Source organism: Olsenella sp. An290, assembly GCF_002159535.1.
Taxonomy (GTDB): Bacteria; Actinomycetota; Coriobacteriia; order Coriobacteriales; family Atopobiaceae; genus Thermophilibacter.
In genome coordinates, this window is record NZ_NFIU01000001.1 from 139,815 (window position 1) to 166,553 (window position 26,739).

The 26,739-nt window shown below is 67.3% G+C and carries 19 protein-coding genes; 15 read left to right on the plus strand and 4 right to left on the minus strand.

From position 1 onward, the window contains the following. Positions 1-28: 28 nt before the first annotated feature. From B5F84_RS00720 to B5F84_RS00735, 4 genes are all read left to right on the plus strand, one after another. Entirely contained in the window at positions 29-2,470 is a 2,442-nt protein-coding gene (locus B5F84_RS00720; protein ID WP_143786019.1) for an FHA domain-containing protein, read from the plus strand. Further along, on the plus strand, positions 2,467-3,993 hold the full coding sequence (locus B5F84_RS00725; protein ID WP_087319687.1) for a RyR domain-containing protein: 1,527 nt from the start codon (positions 2,467-2,469) through the stop codon (positions 3,991-3,993). The genes B5F84_RS00720 and B5F84_RS00725 overlap by 4 nt, the downstream gene beginning before the upstream one ends. A 63-nt stretch (positions 3,994-4,056) precedes the next feature. Then, positions 4,057-10,917 (plus strand): hypothetical protein, encoded by a 6,861-nt coding sequence (locus B5F84_RS00730; RefSeq protein WP_087319689.1) that lies wholly within the window; start codon positions 4,057-4,059, stop codon positions 10,915-10,917. Then, positions 10,914-12,179: a hypothetical protein gene (locus B5F84_RS00735; RefSeq protein ID WP_087319691.1), complete on the plus strand. Its 1,266-nt coding sequence runs from the start codon at positions 10,914-10,916 to the stop codon at positions 12,177-12,179. Before B5F84_RS00730 ends, B5F84_RS00735 begins: the two co-directional genes overlap by 4 nt. A gap of 188 nt (positions 12,180-12,367) precedes the next feature. Here the strand turns inward: B5F84_RS00735 and B5F84_RS00740 are convergent, their stop codons facing one another. Next, a complete protein-coding gene (locus B5F84_RS00740) occupies positions 12,368-13,891 on the minus strand; it encodes an LCP family protein (RefSeq protein ID WP_143786020.1) in 1,524 nt (507 codons plus the stop codon). Between the two features lie 187 nt (positions 13,892-14,078). Here B5F84_RS00740 and guaA (B5F84_RS00745) point away from each other — a divergent pair, with 187 nt between their 5' ends. Then, a complete protein-coding gene (gene guaA / locus B5F84_RS00745) occupies positions 14,079-15,668 on the plus strand; it encodes a glutamine-hydrolyzing GMP synthase (RefSeq protein WP_087319695.1) in 1,590 nt (529 codons plus the stop codon). A 94-nt stretch (positions 15,669-15,762) separates the two neighbouring features. Here guaA (B5F84_RS00745) and B5F84_RS00750 read toward each other — a convergent pair whose 3' ends face one another. Then, a complete protein-coding gene (locus tag B5F84_RS00750) occupies positions 15,763-16,539 on the minus strand; it encodes a tyrosine-protein phosphatase (RefSeq protein ID WP_087319697.1) in 777 nt (258 codons plus the stop codon). A gap of 79 nt (positions 16,540-16,618) precedes the next feature. Continuing rightward, complete coding sequence (locus tag B5F84_RS00755) at positions 16,619-17,992, minus strand: hypothetical protein (protein WP_239378151.1); 1,374 nt, start codon at positions 17,990-17,992, stop codon at positions 16,619-16,621. A 165-nt stretch (positions 17,993-18,157) separates the two neighbouring features. Here B5F84_RS00755 and B5F84_RS00760 point away from each other — a divergent pair, with 165 nt between their 5' ends. From B5F84_RS00760 to B5F84_RS00775, 4 genes are all read left to right on the plus strand, one after another. Next, on the plus strand, positions 18,158-20,326 hold the full coding sequence (locus B5F84_RS00760; protein ID WP_087319699.1) for a Tex family protein: 2,169 nt from the start codon (positions 18,158-18,160) through the stop codon (positions 20,324-20,326). Then, positions 20,323-20,664 carry an ArsC/Spx/MgsR family protein gene (locus tag B5F84_RS00765; protein WP_087319700.1) on the plus strand — a complete coding sequence of 114 codons (342 nt, stop codon included), beginning with the start codon at positions 20,323-20,325 and terminating at the stop codon, positions 20,662-20,664. Before B5F84_RS00760 ends, B5F84_RS00765 begins: the two co-directional genes overlap by 4 nt. A gap of 96 nt (positions 20,665-20,760) precedes the next feature. Next, positions 20,761-21,054 carry a LysO family transporter gene (locus B5F84_RS00770; protein WP_087319701.1) on the plus strand — a complete coding sequence of 98 codons (294 nt, stop codon included), beginning with the start codon at positions 20,761-20,763 and terminating at the stop codon, positions 21,052-21,054. A 2-nt stretch (positions 21,055-21,056) separates the two neighbouring features. Then, positions 21,057-21,659: a lysine exporter LysO family protein gene (locus tag B5F84_RS00775; RefSeq protein WP_087319703.1), complete on the plus strand. Its 603-nt coding sequence runs from the start codon at positions 21,057-21,059 to the stop codon at positions 21,657-21,659. Here B5F84_RS00775 and B5F84_RS00780 read toward each other — a convergent pair. Further along, positions 21,656-22,348 (minus strand): YoaK family protein, encoded by a 693-nt coding sequence (locus tag B5F84_RS00780; RefSeq protein ID WP_087319705.1) that lies wholly within the window; start codon positions 22,346-22,348, stop codon positions 21,656-21,658. The two genes, B5F84_RS00775 and B5F84_RS00780, sit on opposite strands and share 4 nt — an antisense overlap. Before the next feature lie 69 nt (positions 22,349-22,417). Here B5F84_RS00780 and B5F84_RS00785 point away from each other — a divergent pair, with 69 nt between their 5' ends. The 6 genes from B5F84_RS00785 (at position 22,418) to B5F84_RS00810 (ending at position 26,682) form a co-directional block, all read left to right on the plus strand. Further along, positions 22,418-23,128, plus strand: coding sequence for a class I SAM-dependent methyltransferase (locus tag B5F84_RS00785; RefSeq protein WP_239378153.1), 711 nt, complete (start codon positions 22,418-22,420; stop codon positions 23,126-23,128). A 37-nt stretch (positions 23,129-23,165) separates the two neighbouring features. Continuing rightward, a complete protein-coding gene (guaA, locus tag B5F84_RS00790; RefSeq protein WP_087319708.1) occupies positions 23,166-24,152 on the plus strand; it encodes a glutamine-hydrolyzing GMP synthase in 987 nt (328 codons plus the stop codon). A 78-nt stretch (positions 24,153-24,230) separates the two neighbouring features. Next, positions 24,231-24,857: a sugar O-acetyltransferase gene (locus B5F84_RS00795; protein ID WP_087319710.1), complete on the plus strand. Its 627-nt coding sequence runs from the start codon at positions 24,231-24,233 to the stop codon at positions 24,855-24,857. After that, a complete protein-coding gene (locus B5F84_RS00800; RefSeq protein ID WP_239378154.1) occupies positions 24,850-25,431 on the plus strand; it encodes a class I SAM-dependent methyltransferase in 582 nt (193 codons plus the stop codon). Before B5F84_RS00795 ends, B5F84_RS00800 begins: the two co-directional genes overlap by 8 nt. A 376-nt stretch (positions 25,432-25,807) precedes the next feature. Next, positions 25,808-26,254 carry an Rrf2 family transcriptional regulator gene (locus B5F84_RS00805; protein ID WP_087319713.1) on the plus strand — a complete coding sequence of 149 codons (447 nt, stop codon included), beginning with the start codon at positions 25,808-25,810 and terminating at the stop codon, positions 26,252-26,254. 77 nt (positions 26,255-26,331) lie between these two features. Further along, entirely contained in the window at positions 26,332-26,682 is a 351-nt protein-coding gene (locus B5F84_RS00810; RefSeq protein WP_087319716.1) for a cupin domain-containing protein, read from the plus strand. Positions 26,683-26,739: the final 57 nt, after the last annotated feature.

Genomic DNA, 26,739 nt, shown 5'->3' on the forward strand with positions numbered 1-26,739 from the left:
TGAGGTGAACCGTGGGGAGGAGTCGCGCATGGCAGCAAAGAATCACATCGCCCTGTATTACGCGAGCGATTCGCTGGGAAAGTTTCTGAGCAGCAGCTACGGCAAGCGCGATCCTAAGAAGTCCGGGCCCGTCAAGAACGTCTGGGAGATGGTGGGCGTGCGCCCGAGCGAGGGCATGGGTCTCTCCGACCAGATGCTCACCAACGGCAACTACTTCACCTGCTACGCCTGTGCGGACGCGTATGCACTGCTCAGCGCCGAGCGAGAGGATGTCCCTGAGGCCTGGGGCACCCTGGAGGAAAGGAGGCGCGCCTACGCCGATCTCCTGAACAAGGCCAAAGGCAACTTCTCCCTCGCGATGTACAGGAAGGCGGAAGGTGCCTCTCCCAAGAAGCGCGACCAGTCGGGGCGGTTCAAGTACGACAAGCTTGACCTGGAGCGGATTGACGAGAAGTTCAGCAACGAGTGGATCTTCCCCAGGCTCTCTAAAGATGCGGTAAAGGAGTTGGGCGAAGCCGTTGAACGAGGTGCGGAGGCTGAGCAAGGTTCCGTCGATGCGGCGCTCGGCCGCATCGCCGAGCGGATTCTGGACGAGGCGAAGTTCTACGAAGACCTCTACGAGAATCGCGTCCCACTGGTAGAAGAGGCTTTTGGCGAGGATAGCGATGAAAGAAGGAGGCTCGACTGCTTCCGTACGCTGCTTCCCATCTGGGTTTACACCCAGTGCCTTCACGCCAACTCTTCCGACAATGGACTGCCGCTCAATCTCTACAACGTTGACTTCTGGGACTACGAGGATGACGTTCGGAGCCTTGTCGACGAGCTCTGCAAGCGTTTTGAGGATGACAAGGTTTCCGGCGGTAGGCGCGTGGAGGAATTTAAAACGCGGGCACTGGAGCTCGCGAAGAGCTGCGCGTTCGACATGGAGAAGATCGAACGGGCCTTTAGGAGCGGGCGTCAGGCGAAAACCCCGACAATCCGAGAGCTCTTCGAGGGGGGCCTAAACGGCAAGCTCCGCGTGCCCGACTGGGCGGAGAGGCGTGGGGAGCTCATCTGGCTCATCGTCGTCTCCTGCTGCGTGAGCATTGAGCGAGCGCTGGAGGTCATGGATCGCAAAACCTCTGACTGCCTTGAGGGGGACGAGTCACTGCTTGACTCCAACGAGCTCGGCCGCGGTTCTGGCAGTCTCCCGCTGCACGTCAGCGAAGGGAATCGCGACCTTCCCTCCGCGAACCTCAGGCTCGCGGCCGATGCTCCCGAGGACGAGATCCTTTGCGTGCTCGGACACGCCTACGAATCTCGCTTCTGGGAGGTTGTGTGGCTGGAAAGCGCACACAGGCTTCTGGAGGACTTCTTCATGCCCGAGGTGCACCTTGGCTCTAGGGAAGAGGTCGAGGTCGGAGAGCCGAGGGCCCTTCTCGCCCGTCTCTGGGAGACGGCGGAGTCGTTTGGACGGCGCCCGGTTGGTCGGACCAGTCCTCTTCGCGGCCTTTCGCGCGTCGAGGCGGTTGCCTCGGGGAGATTGGACGTGGTGGGTGAGCTGCGCTCAGCCCTCGCCTCGAGGCTCTTTGACTGCCTCGAGAGGTCCTTCTCGCGAGACGAGGGGGCGGGACACGGGCCCGAACTCGTCCTGGGCCCCTCTAGAGGGAGTGGGGGTGAGGGCACGCTCATCGGGGCCGTGTGTGCCGCGGTCGACGATGTCTGTGAGCTAATCTCCGATGCGTGGAAGATGCAGATGGAGCGTGAGCTTGCGGAGGAGCGGGAGCGCATCGCGCAGATGGACGTTTCCGCGGAAGAGCGTTGGGAGCTCGAGAAAGCCGCTGAGAGCCGGAGCAAGCGGAGGTCTCCCAACGTGAGGAGCGCCATGCTCAAGCGCCTCTTGAGAGACACGCGCGGGTATTTCGAGGAGCAGGGCGTGTTGGGCTGGGGCTCCGAGCGGGTGGGAGGGGAGCCCTCACAGCTCGAGACTCTTTTCCGTCAGTTGGAACGGGTGTATGAGGAGAAGTACGGATGCGATCCGTCCATGCGTTTCGCCCTTGCGCGGGTGAGGAGGGAGCTGAGCGGGAGGCTGAAAAAGGCCATTCGTCTCGATGACGTGTGGGATGTCGTGGGGAGGGTCCTCGCGAGCGTCGCCGATGCGGAGAAGGAGGCCTTCCTCCCGCTGTCCCTGCCTGACGTTTCCGCTCGCCATGCGGTCCTCTACCTCGAGGGTGGCAGGCTGATGGTCGCGGATGCCGGCTCGCTGAACGGCACCGTCGTGATTCGCCGGCCGTCCGACGGAACGACGGTGAGTGATGAGCCTCGCCGTTTTGTCCTCAGGGGTGCCGAGCGCACGAAGGCCGAGCGGGTCGTTGAGGCGACGGACGGGCTGGGGGGTGTTCCGGAGCCGGCCGACGCGCTCCGGCTCCGCAGGGGTGACGTCATCCGGCTTGCCGGTCGTACGGCAATCGGGGTGGGGAATCGCCTATGACCGAGGACCTTATCGACGGCGGTCCCGTGAGCTTGGCCCCTGCGCACTCCGTCTCCTTCGATGGCGGCTACTTCCTCTTTGCCGAGCCTCTTCCGTCCCGTGGGCAGGCGCGGTCGAGTTCGGGGAAGAAGTACGTGTATCGCGGCGTTTACGTGCGCACGTCGGGTGCGCGCGAGATTCGTACGCCCGCGTGCGCGGTGTATTTTGCGCGCGAGACGGGAGGGATTGACTATGCGCGGGAGCGCCTGGGACTTGCCTTGGGCGGTGCTCTGGGAGTGGGCCCCCGCACGCTGGAGGCGGACGCGCGGCGTCGGCTGCCGGATGCGGGGGACGGCGAGGAGCCGCTTGCGCTCCTGATCGAAGAGGATGTGGGCGTGAGCCTGGAAGACGCCTTGCGCGGTGCGCCAATCCCGCTGTTCTCCGAGGGGCGCGAGCATGACGGGATTCCGCTTCCCGACCCTTCCACTCCGGAGGGCGAGCGGGTGGCGCACAAGATTCTCTTTGACGTGCTATCCCAGGTGCAGGTTCTTCAGGGGCAGGGGCTCTACCACCGGGACCTGCGCTCCGCCAACATTGCCCTACGCTCGTGGGGGCCTGGCGCGGAGGGCATCCGCGCAACCTTGCTCGACCTCGAGTTTCTTACGGGGGAGCATCGTGGGTGGGTGCATAGCGCGGGCTACTACGACCGACTCTTCGGTGAGGGTGGGCTTGTCCCTTTGGGTCGTGAGCCCACACTGCTCGAGCAGGACCAGGGGTATCTCGCCGTCGTAGCGGCGGAGGTCCTGAGCGGGCACCCCGTTGAGGAGCTCCCCGATGATACCGTGCTCTCCATATTGAGCTCGGCCCGTGCGCCCTTGAGAGTGGGGCCGGGCGGCGTCTTCGTGCGGAGGCTCGTGTTGCGCGACGTGTGGCAGGAGGCGCGCCTTGCGGGCCTTGCCACGGCGCGGGAGACGTACGGACACCTTTCGGAGTGGGCCGTCTCGCTGACGGACTACCAGACTCGTCATGCAGGTTACGTAGACACGCTGGATAGGATTAGACTTGAGGGGAGCGTCGAAATGATTTTGGAGCAGAGCACGGTGGAGCGCCTTTCGCGTGCCATCTTCGAGAACTATCGGGAGCACCTTCGCCGTGACGGCAAGGAAGTCAAGTACGAGCGCTACGACGATCAGCCGGAAGACTACAAGGAGTCCTGTTTCGCGCAGGCTCGCTCGTACTACGACAAGGTTCGTCTCCTGGGCTACGAGATCGTTCGCGAGGAGGAGTGCGACGAGGCGCGTCGCGTGAGGGCGTTCACCGACGACGAGGTTGAGTTCCTTGCGCACGAGGAGCACGACCGCTGGGTCGAGGAGCGCGTGCGCGCCGGCTGGGTGTACGGCCCGGTGAAAGACGAGGAACGGAAGGTCTCCCCGTACCTGGCTCCCTGGTCCGAGCTTGACGATGGCATTCGCGAGTACGACCGTGACCCCGTGCGGGAGATGATCGGGCTCGTGGAGTCTGCGGGACTCGCGATTATTCGTTAGGGCCCACGCGCCATCGAGTCGTTCCACCTGCTTTTCCGCCGGGCCCGGAGAAGGGACTTTCTGATGAGCAAGACCACGACGAGCTACGGCCTGACGGCCGACTTCTCCCGCTGCGCCTGGGAGCTGCGCGACCGGATGCACGACAAGGGCATCCAGGTCATCCAGCTCACCAACCTGGTGGGCGCGGACGGTCTCTGCGGGCCGGGGACGTACTTCTCGGACCGCTACAAGTCGGCCAAGATGCTCGGTCGCAAGCTCTCGCTCTTCCTCGAGGACGTCATCGACGCTTCCGAGGACGACATCCTGTGCGTGGGATATTGGGAGACGCCTGCGCGGACGAGGGTCTATGCGCTCTTTGCCTACGAGGGGGCCGAGGATCCGGGCAGGGAGCTCCTGAGCAGCCTGGGGAGGGTCCTCGCGTGTACGGCCGAGAGGACGACGAGTGCGCTCTCGCTCGAGGGACTCTCCGAGTCGTCTGAGGTAAGTTCGGTGCTGGGCGGTCTTTACGCGTACTTCTCGGGGGACTGGGGAAAGGTCGCCCAGGCGATCTCCTCGATGGGCGCGGTGGGCATCGAGGCGCAGCAGTCCGGAGGCGCCGTTCGTCACGTGGTGAGACCTCTGGGTGAGGGGGGGCCTTCTGCGGTGGAGCACGTGGCAAAGCCCGCGCCCGCGCCCCCGAGCGTCTCCTCGAGCGGAATGGCGAACGTGGGCGGCGTCATGATACCGGGGTATCCGCCGCACGCGTTCGTGAGCGAGTCGTCGGCGGCGGTCAGGCGCCGGGTGACCGAGCTCACGTCGCGGCTGCGCGTGGAGGACTGGCCCCGTCGCTGCGAGGAGCTTCGCTCCCTCACCGGCCACGAAGGGGCGAAGGAGGAGGCGTGGCTCGCCATCGTGGCGAAGCAGATCTCGGAGTCGCGAGTGGTTGAGCCCGGCCCCGGCGTCCCCGGCTACGTCCGGCTCCCCCTGCTCTTCGACCGCGGTGGTCGCCCGCTCTTTGCCATCCTCAGGGCGTCATCAGATCCCGCGGACGTGCGCCCCTCCCTCGTGGCGATCATGGACCACGAGGGTGCCGCCGCCAACGTTCCCATCGGCGTGGCACCGACGTTCGACCCGACCTTTCACGTGCTCGACCATCTCTCCTATCTGAACAACCGGGCGTCACGTCTTGCGCGCTCCGTGGGGAGGGACGACCTCGAGGCCCTCGCCGCGTGCGTGGCCGAGGGCCGGCCCATTGCCGCGGACGCGCTGGAGAGGATCTCCGAATACGCGCGGACGTGGTCCGAGATGCGCAGCGCGCTCGAGGGGGTCGGCCGACCCGACGCTCTGACCCTCGATAAGGTGGGGGAGCTGGTCGACGACTGGTTCGCAAAGGCGTCAAGGCGGCTCGACTATCGCGAGGCGGTGCGCGAGGTGGTCGAGGAGTGCTCGGAGCGCTTCAAGGCGGTCGTCCCCTGGGGACACCCGGTGATCGTTGCCGACCTGGCACGGCTCGACGACCCGGATGACCTCAGCGAGCAGGGCGTCAGAGAGCTCGAGGGTGTCTACGAGGCGCTCGTTGACGAGATGGCGCGCGACGACCCCTACGAGAGCCGGGGCCTGCAGCTCGAGAAGGTGGAGAAGCACCTTGGTCCCCTGGGCGCCATGTTCGAGATGCTGCGCGCCGCGTTCGCAGCCAATCCGGTGAGCTTGGGACGACTCAGGCACGCAAACGCTCCGTGTCCTGCCGCTGTGGGTGACGCGCCCGTCGCGCCGGAGCCGGAAGACGAGCCTGCGGACGACTTCGCCGATTTCGCGGAGCGCGTCGAGCGAGAGGTGGGGGCAGCCACGGAGCTTGCCCCGGAGAGCCAGCCCATCGTTCCTCTCGCCGTTTCGGCGTCCACCCTCGACGAGGCACCCCTTCTCGACGAGGTGCCCTCGTTCCGACCCGATACGCCTGCGCAGCCGCAGGAGCTCGAGGCTGACGAGCTCATCCAGATCGAGACATTCGCCGCCTCGGCGGCGATTCCTTCGCCAATCGCGGAAGAGGAGGTCTCCTCCGATTCCGAGCCGGATGCCGGCCTGCGAGATCGGTTCCCCGGCGAGTATCGCGAGGGACGCGAGACGGGGGTCGCCTGCAACTTCTCCCTTCTCTTCGAGCTCGGCTCGAGGAGGGTCTGGCCCCGCCTGGCGCCGCGCGAGGGAACGGACGTGTTCTCGCGGTGCGCGCTCATGGGTTCCCGTGACGTCGCCGACGTGCTCGACTGCGCGGAGGAGGCGCTGCGCGACGGCGTGAGGCCCGCCCATGCGTATCGCATCCTTGATCCCGTCCGCGGATCTGTGCCCGACGACCCGTCGGCCCGGGACTACCAGAGGTTCTGGTTTCTCGCCGCGCTCGCCGATCGCCTGGGCTTCGCCGCGGGCGAGGTCTCGTCCTCCCAGCTGCTCGAGGACTGCGAGTACCTCATGCTCTGTGACGCGCCGCTCTCCCTGGGGCCGGGAGCCGCCGCGCTTCTCGCCGAGGCGTTCCTGACCGCGGTCACGCATCACCTCTCCGGCAGGACCGTGGGGATGTTCCGATCCCTTCTCGACCTTCTTGACGAGAAGGACGTCCAGAGAGCGGCTCTCCAGGGGCTCTCTTCCGGCCTCGGGAAGCTCCTCTCCGAGCTCGAGAAGAACTTCGCCTACAACCCCACGACCGACTACTCGGCCATGACGCTCCCTGCCCTTGGGGCCACGCGCGTGCGGGAGCAGCTCGACGCGCTCTCCCGCGAGGCTGTTCGAAAGCGCGACATGCCTCCTTCGACCAACTACCTGCCCGCGAAGATCTTCTGGACGGGCATGGCGAGCAGGGAGGAACCGGAGTCCCGCCTCAAGGTGGGCGTTCTTCTGGCAGACATGGCGAGCGGGGGCACGAGCGCCCGCGTCGACCGTCGTGGGCTCAGGGCGCTCAGGGATGACCTTGACGACTCCCTCGACTCCGACCATAAGAACCTGTTCTGGACGGCGCAGGGGCACGGAGCCTACGAGCGGATCGTGGGCCAGGCTCGCCAGGCGCTCATCTCGTCCATACGCGAGGTGTACGACCTCTACGAGCGCTATCTCGGCCTCCTTGACGAGGGCGCGACCAAAACGCTGCCCGGTGCGAGCGCGTCGGTCGCCGCGGAGCTCGCCGGCGTGGACAGGGACGTGCTCAGCTCCCTGCGAGGCCTCAACGCAGAGCGAAGGGGCGGGTGGGACGCCCTCGTCGAGCTCGTGCTGAGCCTGCAGGCGGACTACCCCTTCGAGCGCCTTTCCGACGACGAGCCGCTTCCCGCGGACTTCTCGGGAGACGCGCTTCCCGCCGACCTGCGGACGGAGCCGGGGCGCGCCCTCGTCGAGATCATGCTCCATGCGTCCCTGAGGCGGTCCGATGGGAGGCTCGAGGTTCCGAACTCCGGGCAGCTGGTCGAGCGGGTCGAGAATGAGCACGAGGCCCTTGCCCGCGCGTTCACGTTCAACGCGGTCGGCGAGAGGCTCTACGGTCTCCTCAGCGCGACGCTCGCCCGGACGCTTGGTGTGGCGGACTCCGTCGGCGGTGCCCCGCAGGGTCGGGATGCGACCAGCGCCGTGCTTGCGGGTTGGACGCTCGACCTGGTGGGCTCTCGGGTCGACGCGCTTGGCCGTGAGCTCATCTCGCGCGCGGCACGCCTGCTCGAGGAGGGGTCGGGGCTTGATCCCGCGGCGCGCTCGCTCCTGGAGGACGCGGTCTCGAGCGGTGACCTGGCGCGCGTCTTTGCCTACGCGGACTACGAGGTCGACAATGCGGTCCTCTCCCTCTCGGACCCTCCGAGGAGCTACGAGGACGAGTTCTACGGCGGCGCGGACGGCTCGCTCGGCCTCATCGACCCTATCTGTCGCGGGCTGAGCGTCAACCCAAGGCAGTTTGGCTATCGCAACCTCCCGTTCGATCCCGAGCTGACCAATCCCTATGGGGAAGACCGCGCCGACCTCGCCCTCTCTGTCTTCAACGAGCTTCGACGGGCCCTCAGCAGCCTCAAGGCCTGCGCGAGGGAGCATCGCCTTCCGCTGGACGGAGCCTCCGTCGTCACGGCGGGCGAGGGGGTCTCGCACTCGACGGTGCAGGCACTGGACGCCTTCTCCCGCCACCTTCGCACGCTCTTCTCGGTTCTTGGTTTCGAGGATGCCGAGGTGGTCCCCTTCGTCAGCCATGCCGACGTCGCGGCGCCGGTCTCCTCGTGGCGCCTGCGATTCTTTGCCCGTCCCTCCGAGACGGACTCGCGCGGGGAGCTGGTGTGCCCGCTTCGGGAGTTCGTCACCCTTGTCGACCCGCAAGACGGCGTCGGTCCGGCGCGCGTGGAGTACGAGGTCGAGGTGTTCACCAGCTATGACGCGCTCGAGCGCGCCTTCCTGAGGGAGATGCCGGACGGTGGCGCCAAGCGCCTCGCCCTCCATCTCGCCCTTTCCGAGTCCGACCTGCTCACCCCGCAGGGCAGACGCGACCTCATGCCCGCCCGGAGGACTCCGAGGAGCCTGAGGGCGACGGGCATGCTCCTGTTGGACGAGGTTCTTATCGCCTATCTGGCGAGCGTGCCAAGGACGCGCAGGAGCAACGACCGTCTCTCCGCGTTCTTCCGCTGCGCGCTGCCCTTCACGGCTCCCCATCCCTATGGCGACGACGTTCGCAAGAGCGCGTCGTCGGGCTTCCGGGGTGGGGCGGGCGCGTGGCAGCCGCCCCTGTTCTACGGGCGCGGGACCATCTTGCAGCAGCTCAGGACCAGGACCGGAACCACCTTCATCTACGGTGCCCGTCGCATGGGCAAGACGTCGATCCTCCGCGAGCTCGCCGCCGAGGAGCGGGCGAGCCTGCATGATCCGCAGCAAGCGTCAGGCGAGCGCGTCTGCGTCTCCTACGTCGATGCGATGGGCTTTGCCGGTATCGACCTCGACAACTTCTGGATTCAGTTCGTGGGACGCGGGTTTGTTCGCGACGTTCCCCAGTTCGAGAGCGCTCGGAGCGCGGACGAGGTGCGAAGGGTCCTGACCGAGGCCTCGGCGGAGGCGCGCTTCTACCTGCTCATAGACGAGGCCGACGACCTCCTGCGCTATGACTCGTTCCTGCGCGTGGGCCATCCGCGCAACGCCATCATGAACAGCCTCGTCGAGTACATGCAGGAGAACGAGAAGTTCCGCGTCATCCTGGGCGGACTTCACGCCACGATGCGCTACGCTGACGAGCGGGCGCGTTCCAACCAGACGAGGGGGCAGCTCGGGCATGCGGTGGTCGTGGGGCCGCTCTGGGAGGGTGGTGCTTACGAGGACGCCGTGCGTCTCGTGCGCGAGCCGCTCAAGACGATGGGCTACGTCCTGCGCGACGAGGACGTCCTCAAGATCCTGAGCAAGGCCTGCTACTTCCCCAACCTCATCAACATCGTCTGCGAGCAGCTGCTCGTCACCCTTCGACAGCAGCGTCGCCCCAGCTCTCCCGGAACGTTCGTGCAGGTCCCCGGAACCACCGTCGACACGGTCCTGCGCGAGGCGTCCGGAGCGCTTGCCGAGAAGTTCCAGCTCACGATCGAGCTCGACCCGGGCTACGACGTGGCAATCTCCTCCCTCATGTCCCTGGAGGCCGACAGCGCCGCCCAGGGCGCCTGCCGTCGCGCGTTCACGGGGGATGAGCTCCTACGGCAGGTCGTCGACGTGTGCGTGAGCAAGGACGGCGGCGGCTCCGTGACGGAGCGAGACCTCGCCGACTCCGGCCTGCCGGATGGCCTGGGGGGTGACGTCGACGAGCTCGTGCGCTTTGGGATACTCAAGAAGGTCGACGGGCTCGTCATGCTGCGGGATGGCTCCATGCGCGCCCTCGTGGGTCGGCAGCTGGAGCCCGAGAGCGCCCGCATGGCGCTTCTGGCGGCATGTCGGCGCTACCTCGACCGCGACGTGCTCGAGGGCCGCTTCGATGATGCCGAGGCAAGAAACGTCGTCCCTGTGGATGGCGTGACGATCTACTCGCCCGTCAACGCCCGTGACGTCGGGGCCATCGAGCGGGCTCTTAGCGCCTTTGGCCACTGCGTGCTCTCCCTCGGTGACGTTGCGGGAGCCGACCTTCTGGTTGGCAGGTTTGACGAGCTGCTCCCAGGACTCTGTCATGGGTCGCGTCCCACGGTCATCGATGGCTCCGAGCTTGGGGCTCTTCTTGATGCCGGCCTCACCGAGGGGCTCGTGGTCGCCACAGATGGCTGGGGGGCGGATGATCTGCGCGCGCTTCGAGAGAGGGGAAGCTCGCCTCTCGTCGGGTCCGGCGTGTTGCTCGTGGCGTCGCCGCGCACCGTCTGGGAGCTCAGGAGCGAACTTACGGACGCCGATGACGTCGTGTCTCCCACCGCTTGGAGCGACTGGACCTGCCTTGCGTGGGTGCGCAGCTACACCGAGCACTTCGAGAGGAGCACCGCGGGCACCATCCAGCCGCGCGCGCAGCGCTCCCTGGCGGCGCTGCTGAAGGACTACTGCGGCGGACAGGCCGGTGCGGTCGCGCGGGTCGTCCGGGGCATGTCCGGGGGCGGCTCGTCCTTCTCGCTGCGAGAGGAGATGAGGTCCTTCTCGCAAAGCGCGCTTGACGGGGGCGACTTTGCCTGGGCGCTCGACGGGTCGCTTGCCGGGGCTCGGGCGATCAGGCTCGTCTGGGAGCAGCTCGCGGGATTCGCGGACCCTGGGGCGGAGCATCCACTCGACGCGTGCTACGGCGTGTGCGACTGGCTCGGGCTCATGGGCCCCGAGACCGGGCTTTCAGAGTCCGACCTGTCTGCCGTGCTCGACTGGATGGCCCAAACGGGGCTCGCGCGACGTGTTGCCTCGGATGCGGGCGACCTCTTTGAGATGCGTGACTGGTTCATGCGCGCGCTTCTCGCCCGCATGGCAGGCGGCGAAGAGGAGGGGGAGGCGTCATGATTGGCTCCCCGAATCCCTTCCTCTCGGTGCCGACGCTGCTGACGTTTGCGCGCGAGGTGGCATCCGACCTTGCCGCGGGCACTCGTGTGCTCGCGGTGCTGGGACCCTACCGTCCCCAGCAGTTTCTTCGAGCCGTCTCGAGGCTGACCTCCATCGACGATGCGAGTGTCCCGATCCTCGAGAGCACCGAGCTCGTGCGCGGGGCATCGGGGGTCGACTCCGCCCGCCTCGTGGTGGCGAGTTCCCTCCACGTCTGCCCCGAGCTCTACGCAGGACGCGGATGCGAGGGCTGGTACGGCTCCGTGCGCATCTGCCCGATGGGCCTCACGCGCACAGAGCTCCGCAACCTCGCCTTCTCCATGATTGCCGGAGAGCGGATGTCGGGCGCTTTTCGCACCATGGTGATTGACTTCTGCTGCGAGCTCTGTGCCGGTAGCGTTGAGGCCCTCGCGGACGCGCTCGAGGTGTGCCTGCGGGGGGAGTACCGTCCTCCAAACGCCTTCGTTCACCCCAACGTGGTTGCGGAAGAGTGCGCCCAGAGACAGGTGGCGCGTCTTCAGGCCGGCGCGCTCCCCAGCGAGGGCTTCGGTGCCCCATCTGCCCTCGTCGCGCGCTTCAGGCGCACTCTCATGGGAAGCCTTTCCGCTGCGGACGCGCTCCAGGGCGCGGCGGATTCCTCGGCGCGCTCTGTCCGGCTCGACCTTATGTGGTGGCTCAACTGGTCCTACGGCCTCTGCGCCCGCCTCGATGGGGTCTGGTGTCCCAGCTGGGGCGTCCTCATGGTCGGAGAGCGTGCCTGGGAGCCCGCCGACGATGCGACGGCCTCCTTCGACGCGTGTCGGGCGTCCACGGTCTTCGCGGACGTGGTCAAATGCCGCGAGGCGAGCGCGATGCAGGTCGCGTTCGGTCCCGTCTGGGAGCGATACAAGGCCCATGCGGTCGCACGGCTGCTGGACTCCGCGGGGCGGCCCGACGAAGACCTCGGTCGGTTCCAGTACAACGGCGAATCCCGCGTCGTCCGTCGCTTCAGCGACATGCCCCAGGTGGGAGAGCTCGCGCAGCAGGACTCGGAGCGATGGGACCGCGCCAATGACGACGGCGTGAACTTCCGCCTCGTCAAAGAGCTTCGCAACAACGTGAGCCACGGTCAGGTCGACCGCGTTGGGTGGCGTGACCTCAAGGCGCTCGGGGAGATGCTCGCCGAGCTGGAGCGACACGAGTCGAACCCCGCCGCCCCGCGCTACCGGCGCTGCTTCTGCTAGCTTGCGGCTGGCGCGAAGCCGGCGCGCTAAATAACGGACCTTTTCACGATTGCGTCTGACACTCAACTGGGATTTCGTCAGAGGCAATCGTCATAATGTCCGTTATTCAGGATGCGGGGTGACCCGCGTCACGAAATGCCCCGCGCCGCGGCGTGCGACGCGGGGCCCGCGCGTTCTTCTCGCCAACGCTAGGCCTGGTCGGCCCCCAGGATCACCACGACGTCGTAGGCGGTGGTGTAGCCCCCGGTGTTCTCCGCGACGTTGGACTCGTCCACGCCGAGGATCTGGGCGACGCCGAGGGCTGTCGCCTCCTTGCCGGCGTTGTAGTAGACCTTGCTCGTGGTGACGCCGCTCTCCTGGGCGTTGTCGGCCGTGGCGGTGAAGCCGGCGCCCTTGAGCTCCGTTGCCTTGCTGCCCGCAAGGCCGCTCACGCCGGCACCGTTGAGGGCGAGGACGCTGCCCTCAAAGACGGGCTCGACGGCCTGCGCGTCATCGGTGGCGTCGCCGTCCGCATCACCTCCCTGGCCACCGTTGCCCACGGAGCCCGCGATGCCGGCCGTGAAGTCCTGGCTCGGGTCGGAGTAGGGGGTCTTGCCGGCCTCGACGCGCTCCATCATCTCCTTCCAGGCCGCCTCGTCAGGTAGCTCGTACCAGATGCCGCTGATCTGCTCGGAGATGGTGGGCGTCTGGCCGGAGTAGATGTCGTTGTCCGTGTCGAGGTTCATGAACTGGCCAGCGAGGCTCAGGATGTCCGTGACGCTGAGGTCGGTGGTGACGCTGCCCGCGAGCTCGGAGATGGTCCCGGTGATGGAGAAGGGGTCGAGCTTCAGGACCTTCTTCACGATGGAGGCGATGACCATGCGCTGGTTGGCGGCGCGGAAGAAGTCGCCGCCACCGTACTCGTCATAGGCGTGGCGCGCGCGGCACAGGCCCAGGGCCTGGGCGCCGTTGATGACCTGCGTGCCCGCCGGAAGGTCGATCTCGGCGAGCTCGTCGTGGACGGCCTTGGGAAGGGTGACCTCCACGCCCCCGATGGTGTCGACAATCGAGGTGAACTGCTCGAAGTCAATCTCGGCGTAGTGGGAGATCTCGACGCCGGCAAAGTCGGAGACCACCTCGGTCATGTAGGAGGGGCCACCAAAGGAATAGGCGGAGTTGATCTTCTGCTCGCCGTGCTCGCCCATGTCGACGAGGGTGTCGCGTGGAATGGAGACCAGGGTGACCTTCTGCGCGGGAGGGTCGACGCGCGTGAGGATGATCGTGTCGGAGCGGAAGTTGGCGTAGCTGTCCCCCCACTCGCCCGAGCGCCCCTCGCTCTTGTCGACGCCCAGAAGCAGCATGTAGAAGGGCTTCTGGGGCTCTACGGCCACGAGCTTCTGGCGCAGGTCCTCGGGGACCTCGCCGCTCAGGCGGCTGTTGATGTCCGCAAGGTAGAGTCCCGCCGCGGTGCCGACGCCCGCCAGGACCAGGAGAAGCGAGACAAGGACGACGCGCAGGACGCGGCCGCGGCTCTTCTTGCGGCGGCGCTTGGAGTAGGCCTCGACGCCCTCGGCGCGCGAGTGGCGCGCGGGAGCGTGGGACCCGCTCGCGCGGCGCGCGGCGCGCGTGTCGGGGGCAATGCGGTCGCTGGCGGCTCCGGCGCCGTAGCGACTTTCGGAGAGGCGTGCCTGCTCGGCGCTGGACATGCGCCTGTGGGTTTTTCTGTCGGCCACGACGACCCCTTCTGTCGTTGGGGGCAGTACCCCGCAAGCGGCTCAGATACAATCGGAGCATGATACGAGAGCGAGATGTAATGCGCATGAAGGCCCAAGAAATGGCCGTCATTCTTACGAAAATGCAATAATGGTACGGATTTGTGCAAAGCGCGCCGAGGCGCGTGGCGAGAAGACCGGAGGATGTATGAGCGAGGCTATGCCCAAGCAGTTCGTGGCGGTTCTGGACTTCGGCGCCCAGTACGGGCAGCTGATCGCGCGGCGCGTGCGCGACCTGTGCGTGTACTCGGAGATCGTCCCGTGCGACATCTCCGCGGACGAGCTCGCCGCGATGGGCCCCTCGGCGCTGATTCTCTCCGGCGGCCCGGCGAGCGTGTACGCCGAGGACGCGCCGAGCGTGGACCCCGCGATCTTTGAGCTGGGCCTGCCCGTGCTGGGCTTCTGCTACGGCCACCAGATCATGGCCGTGACGCTGGGCGGCGAGGTCGCGCACTCCGAGGTGGGCGAGTACGGCCCGGCGCGCATCACGCGCGACGGCGAGTCCGCGCTGTTTGCGGGCACACCCGACGAGCAGACCGTGTGGATGAGCCACCGCGACGCCGTGAGCCGCGCACCGGAGGGGTTTGTCGTCACGTCGTCGACCGACGTCTGCCCCGTGGCCTCCATGGAGGATCCGGCGCGCCGGTTCTTCTCGACGCAGTTCCACCCGGAGGTGCGTCACACCGAGTTTGGCAGCAAGCTGCTTGAGAACTTCCTCTTTGGCATCTGCGGGCTTGCCGCCAGCTGGACCATGGACAACATCATTGACGAGAAGGTCGCGGAGATTCGCGCTCAGGTGGGGGACCGCAAGGTGATCCTGGCGCTCTCCGGCGGCGTGGACTCCTCCGTGGTGGCCGCGCTCGTGCACCGCGCGATCGGCGACCAGCTCACGTGCGTCTTCGTGAACCACGGGATGCTCCGCAAGGGCGAGCCCGAGATGGTGGAGGAGGTCTTCCGCGGCCAGTTCCAGGTGCCGCTCGTGCACGTGCACGCCGAGGAGCGCTATGCGGCGCTGCTCGCGGGCGTGACCGAGCCGGAGGAGAAGCGCCGCCGCATCGGCACGGAGTTCTGGAAGGTCTTCTTTGACGAGGCGCAGAAGATCGGCGGCGTTGAGATGCTCGCGCAGGGCACCATCTACCCCGACATCATCGAGTCCGGCGCGCGCAAGACCGGGGGCAAGGCGGCCACGATCAAGAGCCACCACAACCTGATCCCGTTCCCCGAGGGCGTGCACTTTGACCTTATCGAGCCGCTCGACCACTTCTTCAAGGACGAGGTGCGCGAGCTGGGCGTGGCGCTCGGCCTGCCCGACAAGATGGTCTACCGCCAGCCCTTCCCGGGCCCGGGTCTTGCCATCCGCATCATCGGCGAGGTGACGCCGGAGAAGCTGGAGATCCTGAAGAATGCCGATGCCATCGTGCGCGAGGAGCTGGACGCCTACAACGAGCGCCTCTTCGAGGAGACGGGCGAGCGTAACTCCGAGCACAGCTGCTGGCAGTACTTTGCCGTGCTGCCCGACATCCGCTCCGTGGGCGTGATGGGCGACGAGCGCACCTACGCGCGTCCGGTGATCGTGCGCGCCGTGGAGTCGAGCGACGCGATGACCGCAGACTGGGCGAAGCTGCCCTACGACGTGCTGGGCCGCATCTCCAGCCGCATCGTGGCCGAGGTCCCCGGCGTGAACCGCGTCGTGTACGACGTCACGCCTAAGCCTCCGGCGACGATCGAGTGGGAATAGCAACTTCCGCCTGATTCTCTCCAATAATGGCTTTATTACGGCCTTGTTTTCGCCAGCTAATGCGAAAACAAGGCCGTGTTCATTATCTCCAGGCCTACGCCGCGACGAACTTGCGGCGCAGCTCGGAGCGGGCCGCCTCGTCGACGCCGAGCGCTTCGGCGAGATACGCGTCGAGCGAGCCGTACGCCTTGTCGATCGCATCAAGCGCCGCGCGGAGATAGCGGGCGTCCACGCCGCCGACGTCGAACATGTTCTGCGCCGCGCCCTTCGCCTCGATCAGTTCGTTCGTGGCGAGATAGTCCTTCTCGATGAGGTCCCAGGGGACGCCAAGCGCCGTCTCCACCAGCACGGAGGCCATGCCGCAGCGGTCCTTGCCGGCGGAGCAGTGCCAGAGCGCCGCTCCCTCCTCGAGGCAAAGGAGCTCACGGAAGAGGCCGTGGTAGGCGGCGATTCCGTCCTCGCCGAGCACGAAGCGCGGGTAGAGGTCGGCGAACAGGTCGGCGATGTCCAGCTCGCCGCTCTTGAGCTTCTCGCCCAGCGTCCTTATCGCCTCCTGCGCGTCTCCGCCGCCCGGCGCCCGGAACACGGGCAGGCGGACGAGGCGTGCTCCCGGGAGGAGCTCCATGGGGTCGGGCCAGCGCCCCGCCTCCTCGTCGGTGCGAAGGTCTATGACGAGACGAACGTCATAGACGTCTCGCAGCACCCTCGTGTCCTCGGTCGTTGCCGGCCCGAGCATCCCGGAGCGCAGCAGGCGGCGCGGCAGGATGTGCGCGCCGCCCGCGGGAAGCCCTCCCAGGTCGCGGGTGTTGTGCAACCCCTCGAGGGCGATCTTCCCGTAGTTGGACCCATATGGCTCGACGATGTCCCGCATGTGATGCCCCTTCAGCTCGTCTCACGTCACCGTGGGTTCTTATTCCCCGCGCGCGTCCGGCGCACGCGGGGCCGGGCGCCTACATCCTGACGAGCAGCATCGGCTCCTCCTCGTACAGGACGTTCGTACCGTACTGGAAGCCGTTTGCCAGCGTCTCCGGTCGCATCCGCACCACTTCGAGGGGCGGTGCGCCCTCGAAGTCCTCGGCGGCGGCGTTCTTCTCGACCGTGTACAGGGAGGGGTCGAGCGTGCCGGGCGTTATGCCGAGGCGCTCCAGCCCCGTTTCCGGGTCCGTGTTGTCATAGGCGAGCCTGACGCTGAACCATCCCTTGTCGCGTACGTCAGGTGACGATTCGAAGAGACCGGGGGCCGCCCTGAGCTCGTATGACTCGAAGGCGGCGGGAGAGGGGCTGCGGCCCTCGATCTCTGCGAGGTCCCCGTCTGCCCAGAGCTCGTCGTAGGAATACGGGTCATCGACCACCTCCAGCGTCACGTCGCCGGAGCGCAGACGTACGCCGCACTCGTCGGAGGTGACGTAGGCCCCCTTGCCCACGGGGACCCAGTCGACGATGAGCCAGCTTCCGGTCTCGCCCGCGTCGCGGAAGGGGTCGAGCTCTCCGAGCTTCCCATCCTCCGCTCCGGCGATGGCCGTGTCCGGTGGGAACGCCTGGTAGACGGCGACCTTTGTGGCGGGGTCTCCGCCGGTCAGCGGGAGGAGCGACCGGCAGGTCGCGTCGACGGGCTCGACCCACGAGGGGCGCTCGGGAACATTTGTTGGGAAGGCGTCGGCGTAGTCCGCGTCCGGTCCGGATATGTCGATCTCGACGTCGCACATGCCAAGCCTGACGCGGGACGCCTCCTCCTCGAAGAACCGGTCGTCCCCCGTGTAGAGCGCATGGAAGAACGACCCGCTCTCTCGCTCGGCCTCGTCCTTCTCGCCCCACTCGTATGTCGAGATGCATCCGTCGAAGAACCCGTCCTCGGCGGGAGAGACGCCGTTGATCAGCACGAGCGTGACGGTATAGCCGGCGTCCTCGAGACGCCGCCGCCCGCGCCCGAGCTCCTCGCGGAAGCGCCGCTCGTATGCGGCCGTGATTTCGTCCTGCTGCCTGTTGTCGCCGACAACGCCCTCCTCGAAGTCGACGAGCACCGTGGTGCCGTCGTCCATGGTGCAGAAGGCCATGTCCGTCGACTGATAGCCGAACAGGACGTACGAGCGCCCCTCCCAGATGTCGACCACCTCGGCGTCTGCGCCGTACTTCTCGACGTAGTAGCCCTCTGCCTGGCGCGCGACCGAGCGCTCGTCATAGTTCCCGAGGTCGGAGCACCCCACGACCAGAAGCGAGGCAAGGCAGGCGTACAGAATGCAGAGCGCGCGCGACAAGGGCGGGTGCGGCTTCGCGCCCGTCGCGGGGCAGGGGCGCGCGGGCGCCCGGTCGGTCGTCTGGGGCATGCGATCATCTCCCTCGGCTGATGCCGTGCCTCCCATTTTCGTCGAGCGCGGGGTGCCGCTCAACGGGCGGCGGCATGGCGCGGGGGTCGGCGGCGCCTTGTTCCCGCCCGAGCGGGCGGGTATGCTAGGTGGCTCTTGCACGCAACCGTTTGGAGCTACAGACACATGGACATCATCGCCACGCTTGCCGAGGAGCTCGGCCTCAAGGCCGAGGCCGTCGAGGCGGCCGTCAAGCTCATCGACGAGGGCAGCACGATCCCCTTCATCGCCCGCTACCGCAAGGAGGCCACGGGCGGCATGGACGACGTGGCCCTGCGCGCGCTCAGCGATCGCCTGGCCTACCTGCGCAACCTTGAGCAGCGCAAGGAGGACGTCATCCTGCTCATCGGCGCCCAGGGCAAGCTCACCCCGGAGCTCGAGGCCGAGATTCGTTCCGCCACGCAGCTCCAGCGCGTGGAGGACCTCTACAAGCCCTATCGCAAGAAGCGCATGACGCGAGCGCAGAAGGCACGCGAGGCGGGCCTGGAGCCGCTTGCCAACATGATTATCATGCAGGTCACGACCAAGGGGTCGGCGCTCGACGAGGCGGCGCGCTTTGTGACGCCGGAGGCTGCCGAGGCGGGCTTCGACACGCCGGAGCGGGCCCTTGCGGGCGCCTCGGACATCGTGGCCGAGACCGTTGCCGAGGACGCCGAGAACGTCGCCGACCTGCGCGACTTCACCATGGCCACGGCCGAGATCGTCTCGGTGGCAACGAACCCGGACGAGAAGACCCCCTACGAGCCCTACTACGACTTCGCCGAGCCCGTGTCCAAGATCCCCAACCACCGCGTGCTGGCCATCGACCGCGGCGAGCGCGAGGAGAAGCTCCGCGTTCGCGTGCGCGTCGACGCGGAGGCGGCCGTGGCGCGTCTGGGATCGCGCTGGCCGCGCCGCCAGGGCGTCTTTGCCCCGGTCTTTGACGCCGCCATCGCCGACGGCTACCGCCGCCTCATGGCGCCCTCGCTCGAGCGCGAGGCTCGCGCCAAGCTGACGGCGCGCGCGCAGATGGACGCCATCAAGGTGTTTGCCAAGAACGCGGAGAGCCTGCTCTCCGCCCGCCCGGTGCGCGGCGCGCGCATCATCGCGCTCGACCCGGGCTTTCGTACGGGCTGCAAGCTGGCGGTGCTCGACGAGACGGGCAAGCTCCTCGACCACGGCGTGGTCTACCCCACGGTTCCGCGCCGTGACGTGGCGGGCACCAAGCGCACGCTCTCCCGCCTGGTCGAGAAGTACCACGTCAACACCATCGTCATCGGCAACGGCACGGCCAGCCGCGAGACCGAGGAGGTCGTCTCCGAGTTCATTGCCGAGTCCGCGCCGGACCTGCGCTACACGATCGTCAACGAGGCGGGCGCCTCGGTCTACTCGGCCTCCGAGCTCGCGAGCCAGGAGTACCCGGACCTTGACGTCACCACGCGCGGCGCCATGAGCCTGGGCCGTCGCCTCCAGGACCCGCTCGCCGAGCTCGTCAAGATTCCGCCCCAGTCCATCGGCGTGGGGCAGTACCAGCACGACCTTGATCAGACCGAGCTTGCCTACGCGCTCGGCAACGTGGTCGAGGACGTGGTCAACCGCGTGGGCGTGGACGTCAACACGGCAAGCGCGAGCCTTCTGGGCTACGTCTCGGGCATCACGTCCACCGTGGCCAAGAACATCGTCTCGTACCGCGAGGAGCACGGCGCCTTTACCGACCGCCGGGAGCTCAAGAAGGTGCCCCAGCTCGGCCCCAAGGCCTTCCTCAACAGCGCGGGCTTCCTGCGCATCACGGGCGGCGCCAACCCGCTCGACGCCACGAGCGTCCACCCGGAGAGCTACGCCGTCGCAACGGCCGTGCTCGAGCGCGCGGGCGTGACCGCCGACGAGCTCACCCGTGGCGGCGTGCCGGACATCGAGCGCCGCGTGGGGAGCGTCGCGACCCTCGCCGGCGAGCTCGACTGCGGCATCATGACCCTCATCGACATTGTGCACGAGCTCGAGAAGCCCGGTCGGGACCCGCGCGACGACGCGCCCGAGGTGGTCTTTAGCCGCGCGGCGCTCTCCATCGACGACCTCCAGCCGGGCATGGAGCTCACGGGCACCGTCCGCAACGTCGTTGACTTTGGCGCCTTCGTGGACGTGGGCGTGCACCAGGACGGTCTCGTGCACATCTCAAAGCTGGCGCGACGCTTTGTCAGGCACCCGTCCGACGTGGTCGCCGTGGGCGATACCGTGAAGGTGTGGGTCGAGAAGGTCGACCGCGACCGCGGCAAGATCTCGCTCACCATGGTCAAGAGCGGGGAGGGGCGCTCGTGAACGTTCAGGTCTTTGGCACCCGGAAGAGCTTCGACACCAAGAAGGCGCAGCGTTGGTTCAAGGAGCGCCGGATTCGCTTCCAGTTCGTCGACCTTAAGGAGAAGGGGATGAGCCGGGGAGAGCTCCAGAGCGTCATGCGCGCCGTCGGCGGGCTCGAGGTCCTTCTCGACCCCAAGGCCAAGGACCAGGACACCCTTGCGCTCGTCTCCCACCTTGCCGAGTCGCAGCGCTTTGACAAGCTGCTCGAGAACCAGCAGGTGCTCCGCGAGCCGATCGTGCGCAACGGCCGTCAGGCAACCGTCGGCTACGCGCCCGAGACCTGGCAGACCTGGGAGTAGCCGCCTCGCCTGCCGCTCCCGCGGACTTTCCCCTTGCGTTCAGGTCCCCGACCCGGTACACCTCTATGGGGCACCTGCGGACGAGAGGGGGAGGGCATGCTTACGATGGCCCTGATGTGCCTGGGCGCGGTGGTGGGAAGGTTCGTGCTGCCGCACTGGTGGGCGCGCGCCAACAGCCGCGTCCAGCTGGTCCTGACCGTCCTTTTGATCTTCACGATGGGCGTGAGCATTGGGAGGAACGAGGACCTGCTGCACAACCTCGGCACCATCGGCCTTGACAGCGCCCTCTTCTGCCTGATTCCCATGGCCGTCTCCATTGCCCTGGCGCACCTGCTCGCCAAGCGAGTCTTCGGCGCGGGAGAGGGTGCGGGAGAGGGCGAGGGGGAGTAGCCATGGTGTTTCTCGCGTTTGGGGCGCTTGCCCTGGGGGTCCTCTGTGGGCGGCTCGGCTCGGGCCTTGCCGCGGTGGACGTGCTCCTCTCCTCGAGCGACCTCATCCTCAACCTGCTCATGGTCTCGGTGGGCGTGGGCATTGGGATGCAGCGCGGCATCGTGCGCAAGATCTGCCAGTACCACCTCAAGGCCCTCGTCATTCCCCTGGGCGTCACGGTTGGCTCGATCCTGGGAGGGGCGGCCTGCTCGCTCGTCACGGGCTACCCCCTCGCCGAGGGCGTCTCCATCGCCGGGTGCATGGGGTGGTACAGCCTCGGCGGCGTGACGATCGGCGCCCTCTCGGGCGGCGTCTATGGCGGCGTGGCGTTTCTCAGCAACCTCATGCGGGAGATGCTCTCGTTCTTCTGCATCCCGCTGCTCGCGCGCTACCTGGGGCCCGCCGCCTGCATCGCGGCCGCCGGCGCCACGAGCGAGGACACCACCCTGCCCATGATGATGAAGTACACCAACGAGGAGAGCGTGGTGCTCTCGGTGCTCAACGGGGCCACCTGCTCCGCTCTCGTCCCCGTGCTCATCTCGCTCAGCTACCAGCTCCTTGGCTAGGGGCGGGCCGACTGGGCGCGGGGCTCGGTCTCGGTCACGTAGCGCAGCGACAGGATGAAGAGCGCACTGATCGCGAGGCTTGCCCAGCCGCCCGCGACGTCAATGAGCAGCTTGCAGCAGACGGCCCCGACGCAGAACGAGAGAATGAGGGCTGCGTAGCGCGCCGAGCGGTGGAGCTCGTGTCGGTTGCCGGCGATGAGGCCGTCGTAGAGGGTCTCGCCGAGCGAGCGGAGGTTGCCCGTGCAGAAGACGCTCGCATACGCCGACTTGGTGCCGAAGGTGCGGAAGTTCTCAAAGGAGAGCGCCGCACAGAAGGAAATCGCGCAGTTGACGGGCAGGTCGGGCACGCCTGGGGGCAGCAGCGCCATGAGGGCAAAGACCAGGGCCTCAAAGACGGCGACCGTGCGCTGCATGCGGTGGCTGCTGCCGTTGTGGACGCGCACCAGCACGTGCTTGGAGAGGACGATGCCCGTGACAAAGGCGAGGATCGACGCCAGGTAGTGGAGGACCCCGAGCCAGGCCCCATCGGCGAGGTTCAGGCACAGGAGCACGATGTTGCCGGTCTGCCCCGTGGCAAATACCTTGCCGTGGAGGAGGTAGGAGTAGGCGTCCATGAAGCCGCCCGCGCAGATGACGGTGAGGCCCAGCCTCACGGGCACCTTGGTTCTTGCTGCCGTCCCCTGCTCCATGCGCGCCTCCCTGCTCGACTCTGCGCGGGCCACGTGTCATGCTAGTGCACATGGGCGAGAAGAACGGCGGTGAGCGAGGCGTTGACAGAAGTTTCTGAAGAGGCGATGCTCGCGGCCTCGGCAGCCGGGCTCGAGCTGCGGCGCGATGACGGGGGGCTTGCGCTCGTGGGGGACGGCATGGTGCTGCGGGCCGACCTCGCGCGCCTGCTGCCGCGCCTGCGGCCGGACCGGCTGGGCCGCGAGCTCCTCGTGCGGGCGGCACGGGTGCGCGGCGTCCCCGCGCCCACGGCCGTGGACGCGACGGCAGGGCTCGGCGAGGATGCGCTGCTGCTGGCCGCGGCCGGGTTCACGGTCACGCTGTTCGAGAAGGACCCGGTGATCGCGGCGCTCCTGCGCGACGCGCTCGAGCGGGCCGCGGGCGAGCCGCAGCTTGCGGGCATCGTTTCACGGATGGAGCTCGTGGAGGGCGACTCCGTTGCGGGGCTGCACGCGCTGGGGCTGCGCGACCACGCGCCCGACGTGGTGTTTCTTGACCCGATGTTTCCCGAGCGCACCAAGAGCGCGGCCGTGAAGAAGAAGTTCCAGCTCCTGCACCATCTCGAGCGGCCCTGCGAGGACGAGGCGCGGCTTCTGGATGCGGCGCGCGCCGCGCGTCCGCGCAAGATCGTGGTCAAGCGGCCGCCCAAGGGGCCGTGGCTCGCGGGCGCCAAGCCGAGCCACTCGCTTGCCGGAAAGGCCGTTCGCTACGACGTCCTCGTGCCGCCGCCCAGCTCACGATAGAATCGGGGGTGTTGATTCCCCGTTCAAAGGAGCTGGCATGGACCTCCCGAACAAGCGCCCCGACGACATGGCGCGCATCACCACTCCCGAGCTCGCGCAGGCCTTCATTGAGGAGCAGGTCGCGGCCGTGCGCGCGCAGGTCGGCGACAAGAAGGTGCTGCTGGCCCTCTCTGGCGGCGTGGACTCCTCCGTGGTTGCCGCGCTGCTCATCAAGGCCATCGGCAGGCAGCTCATCTGCGTGCACGTGAACCACGGCCTCATGCGCAAGGGCGAGTCCGAGCAGGTCGTCGACGTCTTCAAGAACCAGATGGACGCCAACCTCGTCTACGTGGACGCCACGGACCGCTTCCTCGACCTCTTGGCCGGCGTGGCCGAGCCCGAGCGCAAGCGCAAGATCATCGGCGCCGAGTTCATCCGCGTCTTTGAGGAGGAGGCGCGCAAGGTCGCCGACGACGTGGACTTCCTCGCGCAGGGCACCATCTACCCGGACATCGTGGAGTCCGACGGCGTGAAGGCGCACCACAACGTGGGCGGCCTGCCCGACGACCTGCAGTTCGAGCTCGTCGAGCCCGTGCGCCTGCTCTTCAAGGACGAGGTTCGCGTGGTGGGCCGCGCGCTGGGGCTCCCCGAGGGCATGGTCGAGCGCCAGCCGTTTCCGGGCCCGGGCCTGGGCGTGCGCTGCCTCGGCGCGATCACCCGCGACCGCCTGGAGGCGCTGCGCGAGGCGGATGCCATCCTGCGCGAGGAGTTTGCGGAGGCCGGGCTTGCCGGCAAGGTGTGGCAGTACTTCGTCGTGGTGCCCGACATGCGCGCGACCGGCGTGCGCGACGGCAAGCGCGCCTACGACTGGCCAGCCATCATCCGCGCCGTAAACACCGTCGACGCCATGACCGCCACGGTGCCCGAGCTCGACTGGGCGCTCTTGAAGCGCGTCACCGACCGCATCCTCGCCGAGGTTCCGGGCATCTGCCGCGTGACGTACGACCTGACGCCCAAGCCTGTCGGCACGATCGAGTGGGAATAAGAAATTAAACCAAATTCTGAGCGTCCGCCGTCTCTGTGCGGCGGGCGCTCGCTTGTCTGGCAAGAAGAAGGGGGCTCGATGGACCTCGCGGAAGTGCGGCGGCGCATGGCCGACGGCCGGCTCTACGCGTGCAACAGCCCGGAGCTCTTTGCCGAGCAGGAGCGCCGGCGTGACGTGCTGGACGCCTACAACGCCCTGCCGTTCAGCAGCTCGGAGGAGCGCGGCGCGCTTCTCGCAAGGCTCGTGGCCGAGGTGGGCGAGGGCTGCATGATCGAGTCGCCCCTCCATGCCAACTGGGGCGGCGCCAACCTGCACCTGGGCAGCAACGTCTACGCCAACATGGGCCTCACGCTGGTAGACGACGCGGACATCTTCATCGAGGACGACGTCATGATCGGCCCCAACGTCACCATCTGTACGGCGTCGCATCCCGTCTCGCCGCGTCTGCGCGCCAAGGGCCTGCAGTACAACAAGCCCGTTCGCATCTGCAGGGGTGCCTGGCTCGGTGCTGGGTGCGTGGTGCTGCCGGGCGTGACGGTGGGAGCCGGTTCGGTGGTGGGTGCGGGCAGCGTGGTCACGCGCGACGTGCCTGCCGGTGTGGTGGCCGCGGGCAACCCGTGCCGCGTGCTTCGCTCGATTGACGAGCAAGATGATCGCGTCTACGACCACGACAGGCCGGTCGAGGAGTTCTGGCTCGATGCCTGACGCTGACCTGCTGCGCGATCTGGCCGTTGCCGGCCGCTCGCTCGAGCGCGCCGAGAGGACCCGCCATGCCGCGGCAGGCGCCCATGACCCCACGGCCACGCCCTACTTTGTGCTCGAGGACCTCCTTGGCGGGCTGGGCCTCGACGCGGACTCTCACCTGCTCGACGTGGGCTGCGGAGCCGGTCGCGTGCTTGCATACTTCGTGGGTGCGGGGCTGCCCGGGCGCGCGACGGGCGTAGAGCTGGATCCGGCGCTCGCGGCGGAGGCTGCCGCGTGGTCGGCGCGCTACCCCAACGTGCACGTTGTTGCTGGCAGCGCGCTCGACCTGCCGCTTGCCGGCTTCACGCACGTCTACCTGTTCAACCCGTTTGATACTCCGGTGCTCACAGCGTTTCTCGACAAGCTTGAGCGCGAGGCCGCGGGACCCGTGACGCTCGTGCACATGTCGGACAACGGCGAGTGGCTCGCCTATGCGGGACGAGAGCGCTGGACCGTTCTGCGCGAGGGCGCCTTCAACCTGCCGGGCGAGGAGGGCGATTGTCCGCAGCACTTCACCATCAGAAGGCTTGGGTAAATGGGGGTCTCCCGGCGCGCGCTCGTGGCGCTGAGTCCGATTGCGCGTCCGGCCGAGGCGTTACGCTCCCTGGGCAGACGTAAATCGAGGCCTGCGCAAAGGTTGTGCACTTTTTTGGCTCCCCTCGAAGTACTACTGACGAGGTGCCATTTTTCTACCTGCGATTCTGCGAGACCACTGCTGCGGACTACTTGGCGGCCATGTGAAAAAGTGCACAACACTTGGGATTGCGCCGCCATGGCGCCTGTCATTTGCGCAAGCGCGCCCTTGTCCCCTGGCACGACGTCACGTGTTGGGCCATCCTGCTTGGGCTATAGTCCACGTGTGCGGGGGTGCTTTGACCTCGTAGTTCGAGCCATTGAGGGTTGGGAGGCCCATGCACGCTTCGTCAAAGTTCACCATGGCCGTTCACCTGCTGGCCTGCGTGGAGGTTTTTTCTGACCATAGGGTGACCAGCGACCTCATCGCCAGCAGCATCGGCACCAACCCGGTGGTCGTACGCCGGCTCCTGCAACGTCTCAAGGCGGCGAACATCGTAGAGGTGGCTCGAGGGGCGAGGGGCATCACCCTTTCGCGCCCGGCCGACCAAATCACCCTGCTCGACATTTATCGCGCCGTAGAAGAGGGGGCGGAGGGGACCCTCTTCCGCTTTCACGAGAACCCCAACCCGGCATGTCCCGTTGGGCGCGCCATCCACCAGGCGCTCGACCCCCAACTTGGGCGCGCGCAGAAGGCGTTTGAGCGGGAGCTTGCGTCGTCGACCCTGACGGACGTGCTCTCCGGCATCACACGGGAGGCGGGTGGGCAAGATTCCGATGAATAGTCGGTGACGAGGCCCGCAGGCCACGTCTCATGCTATGATGTAACAATACTGGTTACAATAAATCGGAAGGGGCCCATATGAGCACGTACAGCATCACCCACGTCGGTACAGACGCTCGCACCGAGCTTCATGATGTCCTCGGGCTCACGGGCGCGGAGATCAGCATCAACAACCTGCCTGCCGGCGCGAGCGTGCCCTTCGTGCACGCGCACAAGAAGAACGAGGAGATTTACGGCGTGCTTGCCGGCAGCGGTCGCGTGGTTATCGATGGCGAGTCCGTCGAGCTTTCCACCGGCGATTGGGTGCGCATTGCCCCCGAGGGCAAGCGCCAGTTCTTTGCGGCCGTGGACGAGGGCATCACCTATGTCTGCGTCCAGGTGAGGGCCGGCTCGCTGGAGGAGTATACGGCCGCCGATGCGCTTGCGTAGCGCCAGGACGATTCGAAAGCGCTGACGAGAAGACCTGTCGTGCCGCGGGGAGCACGC

Excerpts from the sequence above, each read along its gene's own strand:
- B5F84_RS00810 (WP_087319716.1), top strand. The coding sequence starts at position 26,332 with ATGAGCACGTACAGCATCACCCACGTCGGTACAGACGCTCGCACCGAG.
- B5F84_RS00795 (WP_087319710.1), top strand. The coding sequence starts at position 24,231 with ATGGACCTCGCGGAAGTGCGGCGGCGCATGGCCGACGGCCGGCTCTAC.
- B5F84_RS00775 (WP_087319703.1), top strand. The coding sequence starts at position 21,057 with ATGGTGTTTCTCGCGTTTGGGGCGCTTGCCCTGGGGGTCCTCTGTGGG.
- B5F84_RS00805 (WP_087319713.1), top strand. The coding sequence starts at position 25,808 with ATGCACGCTTCGTCAAAGTTCACCATGGCCGTTCACCTGCTGGCCTGC.
- B5F84_RS00780 (WP_087319705.1), bottom strand. The coding sequence starts at position 22,348 with ATGGAGCAGGGGACGGCAGCAAGAACCAAGGTGCCCGTGAGGCTGGGC.
- B5F84_RS00720 (WP_143786019.1), top strand. The coding sequence starts at position 29 with ATGGCAGCAAAGAATCACATCGCCCTGTATTACGCGAGCGATTCGCTG.
- B5F84_RS00755 (WP_239378151.1), bottom strand. The coding sequence starts at position 17,992 with ATGCCCCAGACGACCGACCGGGCGCCCGCGCGCCCCTGCCCCGCGACG.
- B5F84_RS00750 (WP_087319697.1), bottom strand. The coding sequence starts at position 16,539 with ATGCGGGACATCGTCGAGCCATATGGGTCCAACTACGGGAAGATCGCC.
- guaA (WP_087319708.1), top strand. The coding sequence starts at position 23,166 with ATGGACCTCCCGAACAAGCGCCCCGACGACATGGCGCGCATCACCACT.
- B5F84_RS00730 (WP_087319689.1), top strand. The coding sequence starts at position 4,057 with ATGAGCAAGACCACGACGAGCTACGGCCTGACGGCCGACTTCTCCCGC.
- B5F84_RS00760 (WP_087319699.1), top strand. The coding sequence starts at position 18,158 with ATGGACATCATCGCCACGCTTGCCGAGGAGCTCGGCCTCAAGGCCGAG.
- guaA (WP_087319695.1), top strand. The coding sequence starts at position 14,079 with ATGAGCGAGGCTATGCCCAAGCAGTTCGTGGCGGTTCTGGACTTCGGC.
- B5F84_RS00725 (WP_087319687.1), top strand. The coding sequence starts at position 2,467 with ATGACCGAGGACCTTATCGACGGCGGTCCCGTGAGCTTGGCCCCTGCG.
- B5F84_RS00770 (WP_087319701.1), top strand. The coding sequence starts at position 20,761 with ATGCTTACGATGGCCCTGATGTGCCTGGGCGCGGTGGTGGGAAGGTTC.
- B5F84_RS00735 (WP_087319691.1), top strand. The coding sequence starts at position 10,914 with ATGATTGGCTCCCCGAATCCCTTCCTCTCGGTGCCGACGCTGCTGACG.
- B5F84_RS00800 (WP_239378154.1), top strand. The coding sequence starts at position 24,850 with ATGCCTGACGCTGACCTGCTGCGCGATCTGGCCGTTGCCGGCCGCTCG.